A 19,544-nucleotide genomic window follows, 5' to 3' on the forward strand; every position below is an offset into this window, starting at 1 on the left:
CGCGCTATCGGCGCCGTTCTGCCCGGGTTTGTGACGAATAGACGGGTGCGGAAGCGGGTCAGGGGCGGACGTCGCCCACCAGGTTGACCTTGATGCCCATACCGTCGAACATCGCGGCCTTGGCGATCAGCGCTTTATCGGCCGTCTCGGCGTCAGGCGCGTACACGAGCTGGGCGTGGTTGGCCTTGTGCCGCGCCATGAACTGATCGCGGGTCTGCCCGTGCAACACCACGTGCGCAATCGGCCACTCGGGGTTGGTGGCGTCGTGGCGGCGCTGGGTCTCATCAGCAGGCAGGTCGATGACCGACGCGCGGAAGATGTCGGCCTGCAGGATGCCTTCGGCGATGAACACCCGGCTCAGCACCACCTCTCCGGGCTTCGAGACCCCGTTGATGGTGGCCCCACCTGCAGGGAAGAACACATGCCCCTGACGCCAGCCCTCAGCCTTGTCCCAGCCGCCCAAGTGCGACGCGGGTACCGACCCCGAGATCTCATACGCCCACACGAACTGCCCGTCGTACTCCTCGCCCCAGCGCACGTCGTGCAGGGTGTTGTCGGGCACCAGTCCCATGGCCCGCCAGACGCGGTCGGTGACGAGTGCGTCGACGGCGACACCCTCGTCGGCCTCGTTGAAGTGCGGGAACGCGCGGCCTTCGTGCAGCACGCGCGAACCGTCGCGCGAGGTGACCGGAGGGCGCTCGGTGGAGTTGAGGATGCCCTCGGCGAGGTCGGATGCCGGCACCAGGTCTTTCAGTCCCTGCTGGTACTGGATGCCGACGGCGTCGAGCCCGAAGTCGTCGGCGATCCGCAGCGCGGCGATGTACATCTTCAGCTGCCACTGCACCTGGTCGCGGGTCAGTTCGGTGGCGGCATCCTCGCCGTATTTGAAGGTCATGCCCTGCGCGATCAGCCAGTCGTACGCGGCGTCGGCCTCGTCGTCAGTGACGCGCAGCATCTCGGCGTACAGCGCCGACTGGCTCAGGCGCTCCTTGTAGATGCCGGTGTGGTTGAGCAGTTCGTCATCGAAGATGGCGTTGTACATGCCCATGCAGCCTTCGTCGAAGACACCGATGATGGCCTTGTCGGCGATGAGCTCGGCGGCGAGCGCCTGCCCGAGCTGCTTCTCGGGGCTGTCGGGAAGTTCGGGCAGCGGGCGCACGTGGGTGGCGTCGTGCACGATGGCACCGGTTTCGGTCCATTCGCGGATGCCGTCGGTGAACCACGCGTCGGTGAAGTCGACCGACCAGGTGGTGGCGTAGGGCTTGTCCATCTTGGTGAGGCCGGCGTTCAACCCCAGCAGGCCGACGAGGCCGGGCCAGTCGCCCGCGAAGTTGGCGACGGTGAGGATGGGGCCCTGGTGGGTGCGCAGGCCGGCGAGCACGTGGTGCGAGTACTGCCAGTTGGCGATCGCGACGATGAGCGGTGCGTCAGCAGGGATGCTCTTGAAGATCTCCATGCCCATGCGCTGGCTCGAGATGAAGCCGTGCCCGGTCGCGGGGTCGACGCCGAACGGGCGGATGACGCTCCAACCGAGCTCTTCGAGCACACCGGTGACGCCGGCTTCGAGCGCGACCTGGGTGGGCCAGCCGGCGATGTTCGCCGACTCGCGCAGATCACCCGAGGTGATGAGGTACGCGGTCTTCGGGGCGGCCTGGGGTCGCGCGACCGGCGCGGGGAGGGTGTAGCTCATGTGATTCTCCGTTGTGAGGGGGTTCAGAAGGCGCGTTGTACGGCGGCCAGTTCGTGCACGACGTCGCGGGTGCCGGCGTACAGGCGCTGGTATTGGTCGAACAACTCGTCGTAGACGGGTTGGGCGGCAGGATCGGGCGTGATGGTCTCGGTGACCGGGTTCCAGGCGTCGATGCGCGGCTCCTGTCCGGCAGGGGCGGTAGCGGATGCTGCCAGGAACGCCGCACCGTAGCTGGCGCCGATGGTGGTGGCGGGAATCTGCTGCGCCAGTCCGGTGGCATCCGAGACGATCTGCAGCCAGAGGCGGCCCTGTGTGCCGCCGCCGACGGCGACGATCCGGCGGATGTCGGCTCCGGCGGCGCGCATGGTCTCGACGTTGTGGCGCACGCCGAGTGCGGTCGCTTCGAGTGCGGCGCGGTAGAGGTCGCCGCGTCCGTGACTGAGAGTGAGTCCGGCGATGACGCCGCGAGCATCCGGGTCTTGAATCGGGGTGCGCTCTCCGGCGAAGTACGGCAGCATCAGCAGCCCCCGTGCGCCCGGGCCGGATGCTTCGGCCTCGGCGAGCAGCTGCGGATAGTCGGCGTCGGTGAGATCTTTGAGCCAGACGGTGAGGGCGCCCGAGGTCGAGAGTCCGCCGGCGAGGTTGCGGGTGCCGGCGAAGGCTCCGGCCGTGGTCCACATCGAGGGCGTGCGCAGCGTCTGCGCTCCCGTCGCGATGAGGAACATGGTCGTGCCGTACATGAGCATCAGGTCGCCGTCGCCGTGGGCGCCGACGCTGACGGCTTCGCTCCATGCGTCGATGGTTCCGGTGATCACGGGGGTGCCCTCGGGGATGCCGGTGAGTGCGGATGCTGTCGCCGTCACCGTCCCGGCGATCTCACCCGCCCAGGTGAGCGGCGGCCGCTCGATGCCGTCTGCGTACTGCTGCCACCAGGCGTCGTGCCAGCGCTCGTTCTCGATGTCGTAGAGCGGGGAGCTCTGGCTGGCCGACTGGTGGTCGAGCACGTACGCCCCGGTGAGCTTGCGCGCCAGCCAGGATGCCGGCATGAACAGACGCTTCGCGCGTTGCCAGGCATCCGGGTCTTCGTCGGCGATCCAGGCGATCTTGGGACCGGCCGACTGCGAGGTGAGCGTCGACCCCCCGATGCGGGTGATCTCTTCCGTGCCGAGTTCGTCGGTCATCCGGTCGATCTGCGCAGCGGCGCGGGTGTCGACGCCGTACAGGATGGCGGGACGCACGGGCTCGTCATGCTCGTCGGCGAGCAGCACGCAGGGGCCCATGCCGCTCACTCCCACGGCGGTGATCAGGGCATCCGGGTGCGCTTCTCGCAGCTCGCGGGCGATCGCGACGAACTCGTCCCACCAGATGCGAGCATCCATCTCAACCCAGCCGGTGTGCGGGCGATCGACCTCGTGCGCGCGCGTGGCAGTCGCGAGGATCGTGCCGTCGTCGGCGACGAGCACGCCCTTGCTGCTCGACGTTCCGATGTCGACCCCGAGGGTGCAGCGCATGTGTCCTCCTTGATACGACAAGCTGAACCCAGCGTACGCGAAATCGATTTCAAGCGGCAAGTGCGGATGCGGACTCGCGGCGCCGCGGCGTTCCGGTCGCACTTTCTCCCGGAACCGCGGTGCCGCGCGTGTTCAGGTCGCAGTTTCTCCCGTTTCGCTGCGCGTGAAGCGGGAGAAAGTGCGACCTGAACGGCATCCGCGGCGTGCCCGAGGGCGGCGTGACAGCGGGTGCCGGACCAGCGCCCGACGCGACAGAGGGCGCCAGGTCAGCGGGTGGCGCGTCAGCGCCGGATGCTGGCGGGCTGCACCTCATCGCGCAGGACCACCGAACGGGCCGGCTGGTCATTCCCGCGGATGCGCTCGAGCAGCATCCGCGCGGCAGTGACCCCCATGCGACGGGCGGGAAGCCGCACGACGGTGACCGCGCTGGGCGACAGCGTGGTGAACGGCAGTGAACCGACGACCGCGACGCCGACGGCGGGAGGTGTGAGCCCATGCTCGGTGAGCACCTGGATCGCGCCGACGCCGATGAGGTTGTTGCTCGCGACGACGGCATCCGGGGGTTCGGGCAGGGCGAGCAGCTCTTCCATCGCGGCTCTGCCACCGTCGACACGGAAAGTCGAGACGCGCAGAAGCTCGGGGTCGACCGCGCGCTCGGCGGCGTCGAGGGCGTCGCGCCATCCCGCGGCGCGTTCCGCAGCGGTATCGATGTGCGTCGGTCCGCTGATGCACGCGATACGGCGATAGCCCGCGCGGATGAGTTCCTGTGTCGCGGCTTCGCCGGCGGCGCGGTTCGCCATCACGACGCCGTCGATGCCGTAGCCGGTGCCGCGGTCGACGGCCACGACGGGGCGTCCGGTGGCGAGGATCTCGTCGAGGTTCGTGTGGTCAGATGCTGCCGCCAGGATCACCCCGGCCATGTTCTCGGCGATCGCAATGCGCAGGTAGGTCGATTCCTTCTCGACGTCGGCGTCGGAGTTGCACAGCACCACCGAGTAGCCGGCCTCGCTCGCGGCATCCTCGACCCCTCGCGCCATCTCGGTGAAGTAGGGGTTCTCGATGTCGGGGATCACCAGGGCGATCACCTCGGAACTTTGCCTGCGCAGCGTGCGCGCCGCCCGGTTGGGCGTGAAGTTCAGCTGCTCCGCGGCCGCGCGCACCGCCTCGACCTTCTCGGGCGAGACGCTGGTGCCGTTGAACACCCGCGACACGGTCGCCGGTGAGACGCCGGCGCGCTTCGCGACGTCGTAGATCGTGGCCACGTGTTCCCCCTGAGCTCGCTGCTCACTCTAGCGCCGCGCCTCCTTCCGCCACTCCCGTCTAGCCGTGCGTCGCCACGACCGCGGCAACCGCCGCGCGCGCAGCGGCATCGGGCTCGTCGAGTGCCATCCGACAGTACGCATCGGTGACGCCGAGCACACGGTACGCCTCCTTCATGCGCGCCATGTCGCCTCCGACGACCGAGACCACCTCGTCGACGGCGACCTGAGCGACGGCGACCGCGGCCGCATCACCGGATCGACCGGCCTCGGCGAGCGCCCGGAACGGCTTCGGCGTCACGGATGAGACCCCCGAGACGACGCCCTGTGCCCCCACCTCGACGGCCGCGATCAGATCCCGGTCGGCGCCCGTGTAGAGCTCGAAGTCGGCGGGTACGACCGCCCGGTACGCAGCCAGATCCTCCAGGGAGAGCTCGCTGACCTTCGCGCCGACGACGTTGGGCAGTTGCGCCAGCCGCACGAGCAACTGCGGCGTGACGGGATTGCCGCTGCGCGCCGGGTAGACGTACACGTACAGGCGGCCGTCGCCGACAGCATCCGACACCGCACGGAAGTACTCGTACACCGCATCATCCGACGACCGCAGGTAGTAGGGCGTCAGCGCTGCGAACTCACGAGCACCCAGATCGCGAGCGATCCGCGTGAGCCGCACCGCCTCGAAGGCACTGGGACGACCGACGTGCACGATCACCCGCATCCGGTCGGCGAGTTCGTCGAGCGCCGCTGCGACGAGATCCGAGAACTCCTCGACGTCGACCGCGGGGAACTCCCCGGTCGTGCCGAGCACGAACGCCCCCTCGTTGCCCGACGCGGCGACGTATCGGAAGATCGCACGCGACCCCTCGAGATCGAGCGCTCCATCACGCCCGAAGGCGGTCGGGATCGCGGTGAGGATGTCATAGCGGGTCACTTCTTCTCCTTGGGGTTCTTCTTTTCAGTGCGCACGGTCGACGTGAGCAGGTCAGGATCGGCCGCGAGCTCGTCGTGGGCGTGCGCGATCTGCTCAAGGCTCTCGGTGTCGAGCACCGACTCGGCGAAGGATGCCCGTTCAGCGCGCGGTTTGCGGGCCGAACGGATCGCCGGCATCACGATCGAGAGCACGGCCAGCAGCAGCAGGGCGATCGCGATCGGGCTGACGACCTCGAAGAACGGCCGCGTCGGCAGAATCGCGAGCGTGCGCGCGAGGTTCTCTTCGGCGAGTGGTCCGAGCAACAACCCGAGCACGATCGGCCCGGCGGGTACCTGCATGCGCTTGAGCAGCACACCCAGCACACCGAAGACGAGCATGGTGATGACCGTCGAGAGGCTGTTCGAGGTGGCGTAAGTGCCGATGATGCAGAAGATGAGGATGCCGCTCCACAGATACGGCTGCGGCACATCGAGCAGCTTGACCATGCCTTTCATTCGCACGAGGCTCAGTCCGAGCGCCAGCAGGGTGGCCACGAGCATGATGCCGACGATCGAGACGACCAGGTCGGGGCGGTCCGAGAACAGATTCGGCCCTGGGGTGATTCCCCAGATGATCATCGATCCGATCATCACGGCCATCACCGAGTCGCCGGGGATGCCGAGCGCCATGGTCGTGGTGAGCGAGCCGCCCAGCGTCGCGCTGGAGGCCGTGTCGGATGCCGCGACTCCCTCGATCGAGCCCTTGCCGAAGGCGTCGGGGGTCTTCGACACCTTGCGCGCGCGTTCCCACCCGATGAGGCCGGCGATGTCGCCGCCGGCGGCGGGGATCAGGCCCACGCCGAGTCCGACAGCACCGCCGACCGCGGTCGCTCTCCCGCTCTGCTTCAGTTCGCGCCGGTTGGGCCACCAGCGACCCAGGCTGGAGATCGGTCGCGTGTGGTTCTTGCGGTGAGTGAGCAGCTGATCGAAGAGTTCCGCGATGCCGAACAGGCCGATGATCACGGCGATGAAGTTCACGCCCTCGACGAGTTCGAGAAGCCCGAAGGTGAAGCGCTGGTCGGCTGTCGCCGAGTAGGTGCCCACCGTGCCGAGCATGAGTCCGAACAGGCCCGCGAGGATGCCCTTGAGCATCGATTTGGACGAGATGCCGATCATGATGGCGATGCCGAAGACGACCAGCGCGAACAGCTCCGGAGAACGGAAGTAGTCGCGGGCGAAGTTCGCGATCGGCACGGCAGCGATCGCGAAGAGCACGAGGGATGCCAGGATGCCGATCGCCGAGGCGATTGCCGAGATGGTCAGGGCGAGCCCCGCACGCCCCTGCTTGGCCATCGGGTATCCGTCGAGTGTGGTGGCGATGGATGCCGGTGTGCCGGGGGTGTTGATGAGGATGGACGGCACTCGATCACCGAAGTTCGCGGTGACGTAGATCGTGAGCAGCACGGCCAGTCCCTGGACTGGCTCGAGCGTCATCGTGAATCCGGCCGCCAGTGCGACGGCCATTGTGGCGGTGATCCCGGGGAAGGCACCGACCATGAATCCGAGCACGAGCCCGACGCCCATGTAGAGGACGATCGAGATGTCGAGAAGCGAGTGCACCCCGTCGATGATGGGAGTCATAGGGGGATCCTCAGAAGCATGCCGAAGACGACGTAGACGAATGCTGTCACGGCGGCGGAGTAGATGACGAGGCTCAGCCAGCGTCGGTGCCCGTACAGCAGCATGAGCCCGGCCATGAGCAGTCCGGCGGCGATCGGGAACACCTCGATGCGATAGCCGAACAGCACCACCGATCCAAGGGACCAGACGGCGATGAACGCCCCCACGATGGCGATGGTGAACACGACGCGCAGCACACCACCCGGCTGGATGCGTTCAACGTCATCGCGGGTCGGTGCGGGGCGAGTGAGGGCGACGACGAGGAGCACGATCGCGGTCGCGACGGCGGCGACGCCGATCACCGTCGGCCAGAAGCGGGCGTCGATCTGCCCTGGAGCGGCTTCGCGCCGCAGCGGGATCTGCGTCGCCAGCAGCAGGTACCCCGCCGCGACCGCGAGGGCGACCGCGGCGAACACGACCTCCAGGGAGCGGGAGGGTGCCGCTCCCCGAAGGTCGGTGTCGACGACGTCGGTCATCAGCCGAGCAGTTCCTGGAACAGGTCGAACTGCTCGCCGACGAAGGTGGTCCACTCGGCCGAGTCGCGGTACACGACCAGGTTTCCGGCATCCTTCTGGAAGGCCTGGTACGAGTCCGACTCCACAGCTTGCTGCACCGCCGACTCGAGCGTCGCCTTCACGTCGTCAGGCAGACCCTTGGGGGCGTAGATCCCGCCCCATCCGCCGAACTCCACGGCCTCGCCGATCGCCTCTTCGACCGTCGGCACGTCGGCCGCATCGGGGTGGCGCTCGTCGTGCATGACAGCCAGGATGCGGACGGCCTCACCCTGGGCGAGTGCCTCGCCCAGCCCGGAGACGGCCGCGACGGTCTCGCCGGATGCCGCCGCGCCGACGGCGGTGGCGCCACCGTCGTAGGCGACCGGCGTGAACTCGGCACCGGTGGCGTCGGCGAGGCCGAGCGTCGCGGCCTCCCAGATCGACCCGGCCCCGGAGTTGGCGACCGTCACGGCACCCGCTTCAGCCTGGGCGACCAGGTCGTCAAGCGACTCGATTCCACTGTCGGCGCCGACGGTGACGACACCGGGTGCGAGCATGATCTGCCCCAGCAGGTCGTAGTTCTCTGGCAGGACGTCGGCGCCCTGAGTGGTGTTGAGCATGGCGATCTCGACGGGGGCGAAGCCGATCACGTACCCGTCGGCTTCCTGAGCGCCGACGAACTCCATGGCCAGCGCACCCGCGGCGCCGGGCATGTTCTCGGGGATCACGCTGACATCGAGGATGTTCTCGAGCTCGGATGCCAGTGCGCGGGACGACAGGTCGGAACCGCCGCCGGGGTTGGCCTGGATGATCAGACGGATGTCCTTGTCGGGGAAGGACGACGCGTCGCCGCCCTCTTCCACGGGGCTGCAGCCGGCCAGGACGAGCGCGGCTGCGGCGGCGGTTGCGATGGCGACCGTCGCGCGGGTCATACGGATGCGGGGCATCTTTGCTCCTCGGGTGCGGGGACCGACCCGGTTGTCGGCCTCCCCGACCGTATCAGTGTTGACTGTTAACAGTCAACGACCAAGCCGAGCGCGTATGCCGCGACACGTCATTCGGACATGGCGATCTCACTCAGCATCCGATCCCTCGCCCCGTCGAGGTGCGCCGTCAGCACGTCGGCGGCCTTCGCCGCATCGCCACTGCGCATGACGTCGAACAGCGCGACGTGATCGACGGCGGAGTCGTGCAGATCCGAATCGTGATTGATCGTCACATCGAGCAGTGCCGAGAATGTCGGCAGGTACTGGCGCCACGCGCCCTCGAGACGCGGGTGGTCGGCGAGTGCGTAGATCTGCGAGTGGAAGTCGAGGTCGGCCGCCGCGAAAGCGGTGTGATCCGAGACCTCGGCAGCTTCAGTCATGCGGCGCACCGCGCGCGCCATCGTCTGCCAGCGCGCGTCGTCCTCGACGCGGATCGCCCTCGATAGCGCGAGCTGCTCGAGCGCCGCGCGCAGGCTGTAGAGCTGATCGACATCATCCCGGGTGAGCCCGACGACGAACACTCCACGGGGCCGCTGGATGCGCACCAGCTTCTCAAAGCTCAGCTGCGTCAGCGCGTCGCGGATCGGTCCGCGGCTGACGTCGAACTCCTCAGCGAGCGCTTCTTCAGTGATGCGCTCGCCCGGAGCGAGGTCACCGCGCACGATTCGCTGGCGCAGCACGTTGGCGACCTGCGACCCCAACGACTCACCGCGCTTGACTGTGTCGGTCACGCGTTCTCCTCTTGTTCACCGGAATCCTGTCAACTGTTGACAGGCTACAACCACAGGTGGCACCCATGATCACCACAAGTAGGCTGAGAGGCGCAGCGGTTCCTGGAACGCGCAACGCACAAGCCCCGAGTACGGAAAGCGAGGTGGTTCATCATGTCCGGTGACAGTCCGAGTCACAGACACTCTCCCCTTCTCGCTTTCGCACCGCCCGGCTGAGCGGCGCTTCGTCGCTGCGCGTCTGCCGATCCCGGTGCCCTCCGCAAAGGCACATCATGACTCCGAAGCAGCTGCAGCACATCTCCGAGATCGCCGACGCGATCGAGCAGTCCATCGACCGCGGTGATCTCGCACAAGCATCCGCCGCACTCACTCCGATGCCGGTCCCCGAGATCGTCGAGCTCCTCGATCGGCTGTCCGTCGAGAACGCCGCGATCGTGTACCGACTTCTCGCGAAGGGCCGCGCGCTCGACGTGTTCGAGGCGCTCTCCCCCGGCACCCAGGGCGATCTGGTGCAGGCGATGCGCCACGCCGAGGTCGCCACCCTGTTCGCCGAGATGGATCCCGACGACCGCGTCTGGCTGCTCGATGAGCTGCCGGCGTCCGTCGCACCCCAGCTGCTGCGCGGACTGCCACCGCATGAGCGAGAGTTGACGGCATCCGTCCTGGGCTACCCAGACAACGCGATCGGGCGCCGCATGAGCCCCGAGGTGGTCGTCACCCACCCGCAGCTGACCGTCGGCGAGACGATGCAGAGAGTGCGCGGTGCGCTCGATCACGCCGAGACGATCTACACGCTGCCGGTGACCGACGCGGGGCGCCGCGTGGTCGGCGTGGTGAGCCTGCGCGATCTGCTCGCGGCGGCGTCGGATGCCCGGATCGCCGACCTCATGGTCGACGCGCACGTCGCGAGTGCCGATGAGCACGCCGAGGCCGCCGCGCGCCGCGCGACGGACCTCGGGTTGTTGGCGCTGCCGATCGTGGACAGCGAGCAGCGTCTGGTGGGCGTGCTGACGATCGACGACGCGGCGCGCATCCTCAAGCAGGAGGAGAGTGAGGATGCTGCCCGCCAGGGCGGCGTCGAACCTCTGCGGCGCTCATACCTGTCGACACCCGTCCGACGGCTCGTGCGCTCGCGCGTGGTGTGGCTGCTGGTGCTCGCGGTCGGCGCCACGCTGACGGTGCAGGTGCTCGACGCGTTCGAGGCGACGCTGGCGCAGATGACCGTGCTCGCACTGTTCGTGCCGCTGCTGATCGGCACGGGCGGCAATACCGGAAACCAGGCGGCGACCACCGTGACCCGCTCACTGGCGCTGGGCGAGATCACCCCGCGCGATGTGGGCAAAGTGCTCATGCGCGAGATCTGCGTCGGTTTCAGCCTCGGCCTGTTGCTGGGACTGTTGGGGTTCGCTCTGGCGGGGCTCGCGTATGACTGGCATGTCGGTCTCGTGATCGGGCTGACGCTCATCGCGATCTGCACGGTTGCGGCATCCATCGGCGGGATCATGCCGCTGGTCGCACGCGCGATCAAGGTCGACCCGGCGGTGTTCTCGAACCCGTTCATCACGACGTTCGTCGACGCGACCGGCCTGATCATCTACTTCCTGATCGCGAAGGCCGTGCTGGGTCTCTGACCCACACCCCTCCCCGCGCTCCCGTCGCGCACCCGTCTATTCGTCACGAACCCGCGCTATCGCCCCGCAATAGGGCCGGTCTGTGACGGATAGAGGGATGCGCGGACGGGCGGACGCGCGGAAGGGCGGGGCGATATTCTCGGTACAGATCGAAGCGGCGATCGCCAGCGTGCACCGAGCGAAGGAGCCAGCATGGAGCAGATCGTCCTGACGACGCTGACGGCGGCGGCGCTGGGCACCCTGGCGTACGCACTGCGCATCCCGCCGCTGGTGGGATTCCTCGGCGCGGGCTTTCTGCTGGGCGCCTTCGGCATGCAGCCCTTCCCCGGACTGGAGCAGATGGCCGACCTCGGCGTCGTGCTCCTGCTGTTCACGATCGGCCTCAAGTTCGACCTGCGTTCGCTGCTGCGCCATGAGGCCTACGGCACGGCGACCATCCACCTCGCGGTGCTCACCGTCATCAGCATGGGCACGGTCGGGCTGATCTCAACCATCGCGCTGAGCTCACTCGACGGCGGATGGCGCGAAGCCGCGGTCGTCGGTTTCGCCCTGTCGTTCTCGTCGACCGTGCTGTGCGTGAAGGTTCTTGAAGAGCGCTCCGACGACGGCTCGTTCTACGGGCAGACGGCCATCGCCATCCTCGTCATGCAAGACATCATCGCCGTGGGCTTTCTGACCGCCAACTCCGATACCCCGCCGAGTCCCTGGGCGCTGCTGCTCGTTCTGCTCGTTCCGCTGTCGTGGGTTCTGCGCCGGGTTCTCGATCGCCTCGGTCACGGCGAGCTACTGGTGCTGTTCGGTGTGGTCATGGCACTCGGCCCCGGCTACTTCGCGTTCAGCTCGGTCGGCCTGAAGGGTGATCTCGGTGCGCTCGTCGCCGGTTTGCTGTTCTCGACGCATCCGCGCGCGATCGAGCTCTCGAAGTCGCTGTTCAGCGTCAAGGAGCTCTTCTTGGTCGGGTTCTTCGTGATGATCGGCCTGAGCGCGAGCCCGACCTGGCTCGATCTGGGCATCGCGGCGCTGCTGTGCGTGGTGCTGCTGCCGATCACGTTCATCGGGTTCGTGCTGTTGGGCAGGATGTTCGGCCTGCGCAATCGCACCACGATCCGCACGAGCCTGGTGCTGAGCAACTTCTCGGAGTTCTCGATCATCGTCACGGCGGTCGGAGTCTCGACTGCCCTCGTCTCGGAGAAGTGGCTGACGATCGTCGCAGTGGCCGTGCCGCTGAGCATGGTCATCTCGTCGCTGGTGAACACACGCAGCCTCAATCTGACCGATCGGCTCAGCGCGTGGTTGCCCGAGCAGGATCCGCTCCGCTTGCGCGTGGCGGATCGCCCGATCGACACCAGCGATGCGGATGCTGTCGTGCTGGGCATGGGCAGGGTCGGCCGGGCGGCGTACACGCGCCTCGCCGAAGAGGGCGAGTTGCGGCCACTGGGCGTCGACAACGACCACCTCGTGGTGCAACGGCTGCTGGAGGACGGGTACAAGGTCGTCGAGGGTGATGCGACCGACCACGAGTTTTGGAACCGCATCGTGGCGGGCGGTTTCGTCCGGACCGTCGTGCTGGCGATGCCGATCCACGACTCGAACCTGTTCGCCCTGGAGCAGTTGCGTGCCGCGGGCTTCGACGGCCGTGTGTCGGCCGTCGCGCAGCATCCGGATCAGCTCGCGCATCTGGCGGGCGAGGGCGTGGGCGCGGTGGTGAACGTCTACGGCGGCGCGGGCGCCGCACTCGCAGACGCGACCCTCGAACTTCCCCTCGACGACGCCTGACGCGCGGCGCGAGTCAGGCCCCAGAGGGCTCGGAGTCGGGGTCGTCGTCGTCGCGGCGGGAACGCGGATGCCACAGCACGACCTCTGTCGAACGACGGATCCGGCGGCCGGAGCCGACCGGAACGATCGACCCGGTGGCGCCGGCGGCGAACACGCGCACACCGGGCCGGTTCTCGCGCTCGGCGCGCAGCGCGCCCTCCAATTCGACGACGCGACGCCGTAGCATCCGCACCTCGTCCTCCAGATCGAGCAGGCGGGCGATGGCCGGCAGGCTCATCCCCTCGCTCGACAGCTGGGCGACCTCACGCAGCTGCTCGATGTTGCGCATCGAGTAGCGGCGCGAGCCGCCGCGGGTGCGGCCGGGCACCACCAGGCCGATGCGGTCGTACTGCCGCAGCGTCTGGGGGTGCATTCCGGCCAGCTCCGCGGCGACCGCGATCGCGAAGACGGGGGCGTCGGCGTCCATCGCTACTTCGCCTTCGCCATCAGGTCGGCGCGCGGGTTCTCCTTCGGCTCCAGGTCGTGGAAGCGCTGAAGAGCCTCACGGGCGGCGTCATCGAGGTGACTGGGCACGGCGACCTGAAGCTCGGCGAGCAGGTCTCCGGTGCCCTTCGACGAGACGATGCCACGGCCCTTGACCCGCAGCACGCGCCCGGAGGGCGTGCCGGGGGCGACCCGCAGCTTGACCGTCTCGCCGCCGAGCGTTGGCACCTCGATGGTGGCGCCGAGCGTCGCCTCGGTGAATGTCACCGGCACCGTAAGGCGCAGGTTGAGTCCGTCGCGGGTGAAGACCGGGTGCGGCCTGACCTTCACCTGCACGACGATGTCGCCGTTCTCGCCGCCGTCCGGCGAGGGCCGGCCGCGGCCGCGCAGACGGATCTTCTGCCCGTCTGCGACCCCGGCCGGCACCTTCACCTTGAACGGCTTGCCGTCCTCGGCCTGCAGGGTGATGGTCTCACCCTTGGCCGCGGTGACGAAGTCGAGCGTCGTGCGCGCGGTGACGTCGGCACCCTTCTGGGGGCCGCCGAATCCGCGGAACCCGCCGGTCGGCTGACCGAACCGGCCCGAGCCGAACGATCCGCCGCCCTGCGAAAACATCGAGAAGATGTCGTCGAAGTCGGCCTGCTGGCCACCCTGTCCGAAACGACTGAAGACGTCTTCGAAACCGCCGGATGCACCGGGTCCGGGCGCCGTGAAGCGCGCTCCCGAACCCATCGCACGGATCTCGTCGTACTCGCGACGCTGTTCGGCGTCGCTGAGCACGGCGTAGGCCTCGCTGATCTCTTTGAACCGCGCCTCGGCCTTGGCATCACCCTGATTGGAGTCGGGGTGGTACTTGCGGGCGAGCTTGCGATAGGTCTTCTTGAGATCGGCATCCGAGACGTCCTTGCTGACGCCCAGTGTCTTGTAGAAGTCCTTGTCGAACCAATCCTGGCTGGCCACCTGTCACCTACTCCGCTGGTACGGCGACGACGACCTTGGCCGGGCGCAGCTCGACATCACCCAGGCGGTAGCCGAGTTCGGCGACCTCGAGGATCGTCGAAGTGGTGGCGCCAGGGGTGGGCTGCTGGAAGATCGCCTCGTGATGCTGCGGGTCGAACTCTTCGCCCGCGGCACCGTAAGCGACCACGCCGAGACGCTCGACGACCGCGCGCACCTTCTCGGCGATCACGGCGAAGGCAGTGCCCTCGGCGAGGTCGCCGTGCTGCTGGGCACGGTCGAGGTCGTCGAGCACGGGCAGCAGGCCCTTGGCGGCCTCGCCCTTGGCGCGGGCGATCTCGATGTGCCGCTGCTCCTCGGTGCGCCGACGGTAGTTGGCGTACTCGGCCTGCAGACGCTTGAGGTCGTTGAGCAGCGCGTGCTCAGCATCCGCGATTCCGGCGCCGTCGGCGTCGTGCAGCGTCGCCTCGTCGGTCTGCATGGCGTTCAGGATGTCGTCGACCGTGAGGTCGTCGTCCGAACCCTCCGCCGCTGCGGCCTCGGCCGCGTCGGCGTTCTCGGGGATTCCCGAATCCGGCGCGGGGCCGGATGCCGCAGCATCCGACCCCTCGTTCTCGGGAACTTCGTCGAAGTTCTTGTCTGTCATGGTTACTTCTTCTCGTCCTCGTCGTCGATGACCTCGGCGTCGACGACATCCTCGTCAGAGGCGGCCTCTGCGGTGGGCTCCTCAGCGGCGCCCTCAGCGGATGCGTCGGCCTGCTGCGAGGCGTAGATCGCCTCGCCGAGCTTGCCCTGCGACTCGTTGAGCTTGTCGAATGCGGTCTTGACCGCGTCGTCGTCCTCACCTGCAAGCGCCGTCTTGAGAGCGTCGACGTCGGCCTGCACCTCGGTCTTGACGTCCTCGGGCAGCTTGTCGCTGTTCTCGGCGATCAGCTTCTCGATCGAGTAGGCGAGGGTCTCGGCCTGGTTGCGGACCTCGGCGGCCTCGCGGCGCTTCTTGTCTTCGGCAGCGTTCTCTTCAGCCTCGCGCACCATGCGGTCGATGTCTTCCTTCGACAGCGACGAGCCGCCGGTGATGGTCATCGACTGCTCCTTGCCGGTGCCCTTGTCCTTGGCGGACACGTGCACGATGCCGTTGGCGTCGATGTCGAAGGTCACCTCGACCTGCGGGATGCCACGGGGAGCCGGAGCGATACCGGTGAGCTCGAACGTGCCCAGCGGCTTGTTGTCGCGGGTGAACTCGCGCTCGCCCTGGAAGACCTGGATCGCCACCGAGGGCTGGTTGTCGTCAGCCGTGGTGAAGGTCTCGCTGCGCTTGGTCGGGATGGCGGTGTTGCGGTCGATGAGCTTGGTCATCATGCCGCCCTTGGTCTCGATGCCGAGGCTCAGCGGGGTGACGTCGATGAGCAGAACGTCCTTGCGCTCACCCTTCAGCACACCGGCCTGCAGGGCGGCGCCGACGGCGACGACCTCGTCCGGGTTGACACCCTTGTTGGCTTCCTTGCCGGTCTCGCGCTTGACGAGCTCGGCAACGGCGGGCATACGGGTCGAGCCACCGACGAGGACGATGTGGTCGATCTCGCCGACCTTGATGTTCGCCTCGCGGATGACGTCTTCGAAGGGCTTCTTGGTGCGGTCGAGCAGGTCCTTGGTGAGGTCCTCGAACTTCGCGCGGGTGAGCGTCTCGGACAGCGAGACGGGGCCCGACTCGGTCAGCGACAGGTACGGCAGGTTGATCGAGGTGCTGGTCGAGCTCGACAGCTCCTTCTTCGCCTGCTCAGCGGCCTCCTTGAGGCGCTGCAGGGCGATCTTGTCACCCGAGACGTCGACGCCGGTGGTCTCCTTGAACTGCTTGATCAGGTAGTCGACGACGCGCTGGTCCCAGTCGTCGCCGCCGAGGCGGTTGTCACCGGCGGTGGCGCGCACCTGGATGGTGGAGAAGTCGTCATCCTTGCCCACTTCGAGCAGCGAGACGTCGAAGGTGCCGCCACCGAGGTCGAAGACCAGGATGAGCTCGTCTTCCTTGCCCTTGTCGAGGCCGTACGCCAGAGCGGCGGCGGTGGGCTCGTTGATGATGCGCAGCACGTTGAGGCCCGAGATCTCGCCGGCCTCCTTGGTGGCCTGACGCTCGGCGTCGTTGAAGTAAGCAGGAACGGTGATGACCGCATCGGTCACGGTGTCACCCAGGTACGACTCGGCGTCGCGCTTGAGCTTCATCAGGATGCGTGCCGAGATCTCCTGCGGCGTCCACTTCTTGCCGTCCACGTCGAACGACCAGTCGGTGCCCATGTGGCGCTTGACCGACGAGATGGTGCGGTCGACGTTGGTGACGGCCTGGCGCTTGGCGGTCTCGCCGACGAGCACCTCGCCGTCCTTGGTGAATGCGACCACCGACGGGGTGGTGCGGAAACCCTCGGCGTTGGCGATGACCTTGGGCTCGCCGCCTTCGAGGACGCTGACGACGGAGTTGGTGGTTCCGAGGTCGATACCGACAGCACGTGCCATGTGTTTTCTCCTTAGTGGGTGAGAGTCTGTGGGACGACCCGGCCTCTTCGGCGGTCGCCGAGAACCTGAGTCGTGATGACTCAAGTGTAAACGGAACGTCGGATGCTGTCAATTCAAAGTTGATATGAGATGACTCAACCTTTCGCAACCCGGGTCTCCGGCATCCGCACACATAGCTCCCGCGCACGCGCGCGTGACCCTATGCTGACCTCAGAGAGCATCGGGGAGGCAGCTGTGACGCTCGACGATCAGGCAGACACGGTCAGCCCACCACCGGCATCGAGCGTGCAGGAGCGGTTCCGCGCGATGGTCGCCGCGCTGTCCAATCCCGCCGGCGTCCGCGGACTCCTCGCGATGGCCGGCGGCACCGTCGTGCTGCTGCTGCCCAACGCGACCACCATGCTCGTCACGTTCATCGTGGTCGCCCTGCTCGCTCTCAGCGGCGCGACCGACCTCTGGTACGCGGCGTCAGGGCGCCGCTGGTTCGGCAAGGGCATCAGTCGCTGGCTCGCCGCGCTGCGCGGGCTCGCCGCGCTCGCCCTCGCGGCCGCGATGGTCCTCGCGATCTACGCGGCCGGCGACGCGCTCACGCTGACCCTCGTGGTGGGCTTCGCCGGCATCTTCATCGGCATCCGCGGGGTCGTTGCGATCATCGGAGCCCTGCTCAAGCGCCGCGAACGCGACCCGCTACCGCGCCTGGCCGGAGGCTCCATCGCCATCATCGTCGGAGTCCTGGCGTACCTGGTCCCCTCATCGATCGTCTCGACCGTGATCGTCGGAGGGGCCGCAGCCTCGCTCGTGGTCGGTCTGCTGCTGATCGCCTGGAGCCTGCGGCACGCAGCGCGCGGCACAACGGCGGTCTCTCCGGGGGCGACGGTGCCCGAGCTGATCTGGGACTGGATCGACGGCTCCGACATTGGCCGCAAGCAGCGCGCCGAGTACGCCGCCGGGCTGTACTTCGAGCGTCCGCAGCGCCTCACCAAGCTGGGCACATGGTGGGTCATGTTGATGCTCTCGGTCGCCATCGCCGCATTCGCCGTGCTGGCCGATTCGACCGCAGTCGTCATCGGGGCCATGCTCGTGGCGCCCCTCATGACGCCGATCCTCGGCCTCGCCGGTGCTCTCGTAAACGGCTGGGGCCGACGGGCGTTCGACTCGGCAACCCTCATCGTCGCGGGTGCTCTGGCCGCCGTCGCGCTCGCCTACGGGATCAGCGCCTGGGCTCCCATCGCCATCTCGCACGCCACGAACTCGCAGATCGTCTCGCGCGTGAGCCCGACGACGGTCGACATGCTGATCGCGATCGCGGCCGGCGCGGCCGGCGCCTTCGCGACCGTCAACGCACGCGTCGCCAGCGGCATCGCCGGTGTGGCGATCGCCGTCGCCCTCGTGCCGCCGCTCGCGGTGGTGGGCATCAGCCTGAACGGCGGCCAGTACGCCGACGCGGGCGGCGCCACGTTGCTCTTCCTGACGAACTTCGTGGCGATCGTTCTGAGCGCCTCGGCGGTGTTCGTGCTCACCGGCTTCGCCCGCCCCTACGCCTTGCGCAACCGCCCGCGTCAGATCATGCAGACCGTCGTGCCGTTCATCGCCCTGGCCGGCATCATTCTGCTGCCCCTCATGCTGACGTCCGAGGGGATCCTGCAGTCCCAGAACCGTCAGCGCGACGTACAGCACACGGTCGAGGACTGGCTCGGCGACGACACCGACTTCGTCGTCTCAGACATCTCGGTCACCGGCGACACCGTCAGCATCACGATCAGCGGCCCCGGCGAGCCCCCACAGGCCACCGACCTGCACGAGTCGCTGCAAGACGGCTTCACGGCCCCGATCGGCCTCGAGCTCACTGTCATCCCCGTCGAGCTGACAGTCGTACCCTCGGGCGGCTGAGCGAGAGGCACGTACGACGGCGCAGATCCGCCACCACCTCTTTCGCGGGCGCCGTGAAACGCGCACAATATCCGCATGAGCATCCCTGTCAACGTCGACAACTTCACGGTCGCTGAGACCCACCGCATGATGCACGATCTGCAGAACGACTCGGGCGGCGTGAACACCTTCCGCCACAACCGAGCGCCCGCACCAATCGACAAGCAGACCGTGATCCGCATGAACCGCGACACGCTCTACAGCTTCGCGGTCGTCGACGTCAGCGGCGGGGCCACGCTCACGCTCCCCGACCACGGCGACAGGTACCTGTCAGTGATGGCCGTCAACGAGCACCATTTCATCAACCTCGTGCTGCACGACGCCGGCGAACACCAGCTGTCCGCCGAGCAGCTCGGATCACGGCACGTCATGCTCGCCGTGCGCATACTGGTCGACCCGGCAGACCCCGACGACATCGCGGCCGTCGCGGCGCTGCAAGACCAGATCGCACTGACGGCGGCGTCCGCGACCCCGTTCGAGATGCCCGACTACGACACCACCACGCTCAATGAGACGCGGGACGCCCTGCTGTCGCTCGCCCGCAACCTGTCATCGTTCGACCGCACCTTCGGCACGCGCGACGAGGTCGACCCGGTGCACCACCTGATCGGCACCGCCGCGGGCTGGGGAGGTCTGCCCTCGTCCGAGGCCGTCTACGTCGGCGCCAACCCGCGGCTTCCGGTCGGCCAGTACGAGTTGACCGTCGGCGATGTGCCGGTCGACGGGTTCTGGTCGATCTCGGTCTACAACGCCGCGGGGTTCTTCGAGCCCAACGACCGTGACGCGTACACGATCAACAACATCACGGGCATCCGAAACACCGACGGCACGATCACGGTGCGCTTCGGCGACTACCCGCCGGGCACGCCGAACGCCCTGCCGATCACCGAGGGCTGGAACTACGTCGTACGCCTGTACCGCCCGCGCCCGGAGATCATCGACGGCAGCTGGACCTTCCCGACCCTGCAGACCTGACCGCGCCTGCTGGCCTGACCACCCCTGC

16 protein-coding genes are annotated in these 19,544 nt (G+C 67.8%); 4 read left to right on the forward strand and 12 right to left on the reverse strand.

The window, feature by feature from the left end; genetic code table 11:
• Positions 1–58: 58 nt before the first annotated feature.
• The 8 genes from ACLD0U_RS08085 to ACLD0U_RS08120 all read right to left on the reverse strand — a co-directional run bounded on the left by ACLD0U_RS08085 (position 59) and on the right by ACLD0U_RS08120 (position 9,260).
• Entirely contained in the window at positions 59–1,690 is a 1,632-nt protein-coding gene (locus ACLD0U_RS08085) for a fucose isomerase (RefSeq protein ID WP_410340301.1), read from the reverse strand.
• A 23-nt stretch (positions 1,691–1,713) separates the two neighbouring features.
• Positions 1,714–3,201, reverse strand: coding sequence for an FGGY-family carbohydrate kinase (locus tag ACLD0U_RS08090; protein WP_410340302.1), 1,488 nt, complete (start codon positions 3,199–3,201; stop codon positions 1,714–1,716).
• Positions 3,202–3,482: 281 nt separating this feature from the next.
• Complete coding sequence (locus tag ACLD0U_RS08095) at positions 3,483–4,463, reverse strand: LacI family DNA-binding transcriptional regulator (protein WP_206550994.1); 981 nt, start codon at positions 4,461–4,463, stop codon at positions 3,483–3,485.
• A 58-nt stretch (positions 4,464–4,521) separates the two neighbouring features.
• Positions 4,522–5,391 (reverse strand): dihydrodipicolinate synthase family protein, encoded by an 870-nt coding sequence (locus ACLD0U_RS08100; RefSeq protein WP_410340303.1) that lies wholly within the window; start codon positions 5,389–5,391, stop codon positions 4,522–4,524.
• A complete protein-coding gene (locus ACLD0U_RS08105) occupies positions 5,388–7,010 on the reverse strand; it encodes a tripartite tricarboxylate transporter permease (protein ID WP_410340304.1) in 1,623 nt (540 codons plus the stop codon). Before ACLD0U_RS08105 ends, ACLD0U_RS08100 begins: the two co-directional genes overlap by 4 nt.
• On the reverse strand, positions 7,007–7,525 hold the full coding sequence (locus ACLD0U_RS08110; RefSeq protein ID WP_179409719.1) for a tripartite tricarboxylate transporter TctB family protein: 519 nt from the start codon (positions 7,523–7,525) through the stop codon (positions 7,007–7,009). The genes ACLD0U_RS08105 and ACLD0U_RS08110 overlap by 4 nt, the downstream gene beginning before the upstream one ends.
• The gene (locus ACLD0U_RS08115; protein WP_206550990.1) at positions 7,525–8,490 is read right to left on the reverse strand and encodes a tripartite tricarboxylate transporter substrate binding protein; all 966 of its coding nucleotides are present in this window, start codon (positions 8,488–8,490) and stop codon (positions 7,525–7,527) included. Before ACLD0U_RS08115 ends, ACLD0U_RS08110 begins: the two co-directional genes overlap by 1 nt.
• Positions 8,491–8,597: 107 nt before the next feature.
• Complete coding sequence (locus ACLD0U_RS08120) at positions 8,598–9,260, reverse strand: GntR family transcriptional regulator (RefSeq protein WP_224818122.1); 663 nt, start codon at positions 9,258–9,260, stop codon at positions 8,598–8,600.
• Positions 9,261–9,532: 272 nt separating this feature from the next.
• Here ACLD0U_RS08120 and mgtE point away from each other — a divergent pair, with 272 nt between their 5' ends.
• Positions 9,533–10,891, forward strand: a complete 1,359-nt coding sequence (gene mgtE / locus ACLD0U_RS08125; RefSeq protein ID WP_410340305.1) for a magnesium transporter — start codon at positions 9,533–9,535, stop codon at positions 10,889–10,891.
• 192 nt (positions 10,892–11,083) lie between these two features.
• Complete coding sequence (locus ACLD0U_RS08130) at positions 11,084–12,667, forward strand: cation:proton antiporter (RefSeq protein WP_410340306.1); 1,584 nt, start codon at positions 11,084–11,086, stop codon at positions 12,665–12,667.
• Between the two features lie 13 nt (positions 12,668–12,680).
• On the opposite strand, the gene ACLD0U_RS08135 is transcribed toward ACLD0U_RS08130, so the two are convergent.
• Genes ACLD0U_RS08135 through dnaK form a run of 4 tightly spaced genes read right to left on the reverse strand, consistent with a single transcriptional unit; the run spans position 12,681 to position 16,612 of the window.
• Complete coding sequence (locus tag ACLD0U_RS08135) at positions 12,681–13,133, reverse strand: heat shock protein transcriptional repressor HspR (RefSeq protein WP_410340307.1); 453 nt, start codon at positions 13,131–13,133, stop codon at positions 12,681–12,683.
• A 2-nt stretch (positions 13,134–13,135) separates the two neighbouring features.
• A complete protein-coding gene (locus ACLD0U_RS08140) occupies positions 13,136–14,110 on the reverse strand; it encodes a DnaJ C-terminal domain-containing protein (protein WP_179409713.1) in 975 nt (324 codons plus the stop codon).
• 7 nt (positions 14,111–14,117) lie between these two features.
• Positions 14,118–14,753 (reverse strand): nucleotide exchange factor GrpE, encoded by a 636-nt coding sequence (locus ACLD0U_RS08145; protein WP_222446720.1) that lies wholly within the window; start codon positions 14,751–14,753, stop codon positions 14,118–14,120.
• Between the two features lie 2 nt (positions 14,754–14,755).
• Complete coding sequence (gene dnaK / locus ACLD0U_RS08150; RefSeq protein WP_179409711.1) at positions 14,756–16,612, reverse strand: molecular chaperone DnaK; 1,857 nt, start codon at positions 16,610–16,612, stop codon at positions 14,756–14,758.
• A gap of 234 nt (positions 16,613–16,846) precedes the next feature.
• Here dnaK and ACLD0U_RS08155 point away from each other — a divergent pair, with 234 nt between their 5' ends.
• Both ACLD0U_RS08155 and ACLD0U_RS08160 read left to right on the forward strand, forming a co-directional pair.
• Entirely contained in the window at positions 16,847–18,502 is a 1,656-nt protein-coding gene (locus ACLD0U_RS08155) for a DUF389 domain-containing protein (protein ID WP_410340308.1), read from the forward strand.
• A 75-nt stretch (positions 18,503–18,577) separates the two neighbouring features.
• Positions 18,578–19,516, forward strand: a complete 939-nt coding sequence (locus tag ACLD0U_RS08160; RefSeq protein ID WP_410340309.1) for a DUF1214 domain-containing protein — start codon at positions 18,578–18,580, stop codon at positions 19,514–19,516.
• Positions 19,517–19,544 lie beyond the last annotated feature (28 nt).

The sequence above is a fragment of the Microbacterium sp. 2216-1 genome (assembly GCF_046507855.1).
GTDB lineage: Bacteria > Actinomycetota > Actinomycetes > Actinomycetales > Microbacteriaceae > Microbacterium > Microbacterium esteraromaticum_C.